Below are 2,120 nucleotides of genomic sequence, written 5' to 3'. Positions count from 1 at the left end.
TGCATTTCTACCGGAACTTCCGGGTCATCCAGAATTATGATCAGCTTGCTGATTCCAATTGGGTCATCAGCCGGCAGGAATTTTTTTATGATGCACGTGATGGCAGAAAAACCCTCATCGGTCATACCATCGCCGTACATAGCCGTCATGAGATTGAACCAGCTTATCCGCCGCGTTTCTTTAGCAATGAGCTGCGCCGTATTGAAGATGACGCCTATGACAGAGACACCTTGTTCTGGAACTCAACCCGACCGGTGACACTCAAACCTGCTGAAAAGGTTTTTATCCATGTGCAGGATAGCATTCGCCTCTACCATAACAGCGAACCGTATCTGCGTGAGCAGGACAGCATCGCTAACCGGATCACCTTCTGGGATGTGGCCGTCAATGGGGTCGGTTACCGAAATCGCAGCAAGGGTACAAGTATTTTCGTCATGTCCCTGTTGCAGTCTGTACGTCCGTTCAGTGTTGGCGGTTATCACCATGCCCTGGGGGGAAGTTATGAAAAGGAGTGGTCGAAAGCGCAAAAGATAGATACACGCGGGGAGGTCGATTATGGTTTTGCGAATAACATTGTGAAAGGATTTGGACGCGTTGCGTATTTATATCGTCCCAAACAATTCGCCAGACTTTATGTGAAGGGTGGCGACACCTATTCAATGATCAACAGCTATGAGTCGGTCGCAGCGACTTTTAGCAGAAGCAACTACGTGCACAAACGCTTTTACGGTGTAGGTCATGAAATAGAATTGGTGAACGGATTGTTCCTGGATGTAAGTACGGAGTACGCGCAGCGGAAGCCCATTACCGACCTTAAGCTGGCGCAATGGTCGCAAGACCTTTTCGGTGACAGCCTTAATAATCCGCAGAATTTTACGCCCTATTCCGAAGTCCTCCTTGAGGTGAAAGTGGATTTTACACCCGCACAACAATATTTCACCGAGCCTTATAAAAAGATCATCGTGGGGTCAAAGTACCCGACATTTTCTCTTCATTATAAAAAGGGTGTGAATAAACTGATGAATAGCGATGTTGACTATGACTTCCTTCAGTTGAGTATGACCGACGAAATGAAGCTCGGTACCATGGGGGAATCCAAGATTGCCATCTTCACCGGAAAGTTTTTGCGATCGTACGATATACGGCTGGTGGATCAGAAGTTTTTCCGGGGCTCCGATTACTTCTTTTACTCTAATCCGCTCAAGTCATTCCAGCTTCTCGGTCCTACCCTCTCTACCCGGAAGTCGTTTGTTCAGGCACATTACATCCATCACTTCAACGGGTCCATCTTAAATAAAATCCCCCTGCTAAAGCGATTGCATATGACTTCCGTTGGTGGTGCAAGCTTACTTATGATAGATGATGTTTCCACATTAAGCGGTGAGATGTTCCGCCATGGCGAGGCTTATGTAGGTTTGGAAAAAGAATTCGTGCTGTGGAGGCAGTTGATGAAAGTCGGTGCCTACTATGTTGCGGCAGATAGCAACCACTCAAAAATGGATAGCACCTTCAAATTCGGTATTGATTTCTTCAATTCGTTTACGAATGAATGGAGTTATTGATGGGCAGGTGGTAGATAGTAGGCAGTAGGCAGTTGGCAGTGGTGTAACCGCATGGCATGGGTTTGTTTACCGCGACATTTAGCTCACCGTATATTTTTTGCTTTTGTAGGTGTCAGGTGTGGTTGTGCAGGGCAGTGCAACGGGTAGACTGAATTTGATCTTGTTCACTTGCTGACTGGATGCGGATTCGTTCAGGCCACCCTCTACCTTGAATATTCCGGCGACTTTCAGTCCACCTCCTCCTTCAGAACCGGCCATTTCTTCTGCGGATACAAGAATCTCAAAATCCAGATTCTGTACATACCGCCACCCATCCGCACGAAGAAGTTTCTCTCCATTCTTTCCGATCTCTACCTTTTCAGGATTTACGATGACGCCTTTGTCTTTTAGTGCTTCACCGGATTCGATGATCGCCTCGCTGATCGCAGTGATCGTACTCTTGATATAGTCTTTCAGGTCCATGATTTGCGCGTTTTAACTTATCCCAAACTATGCAATAGAAAATTCTCTATTGCATAGCGATTAAGAAAATCAACCTTTTCGGCCCGTACTTCGTGC

2 protein-coding genes are annotated in these 2,120 nt (G+C 46.6%); one reads left to right on the top strand and one right to left on the bottom strand.

The window, feature by feature from the left end; all coding sequences use genetic code 11:
* The coding region (locus KDD36_15100; GenBank protein MCB0397975.1) for a hypothetical protein at positions 1-1,562 on the top strand (1,562 nt) is incomplete at its 5' end.
* A 78-nt stretch (positions 1,563-1,640) separates the two neighbouring features.
* On the opposite strand, the gene KDD36_15095 is transcribed toward KDD36_15100, so the two are convergent.
* Positions 1,641-2,024 (bottom strand): hypothetical protein, encoded by a 384-nt coding sequence (locus tag KDD36_15095; GenBank protein ID MCB0397974.1) that lies wholly within the window; start codon positions 2,022-2,024, stop codon positions 1,641-1,643.
* Positions 2,025-2,120 lie beyond the last annotated feature (96 nt).

The organism is Flavobacteriales bacterium, from assembly GCA_020435415.1.
In the GTDB taxonomy this organism is placed as follows: domain Bacteria; phylum Bacteroidota; class Bacteroidia; order JACJYZ01; family JACJYZ01; genus JACJYZ01.
Note: the sequence above shows the minus strand (reverse complement) of the source record. Positions and strands in the feature narration are given on the sequence as shown.

Bases quoted from the DNA above. Each gene is read 5' to 3' on its own strand.
- KDD36_15095 (MCB0397974.1), bottom strand. From the start codon at position 2,024: ATGGACCTGAAAGACTATATCAAGAGTACGATCACTGCGATCAGCGAG.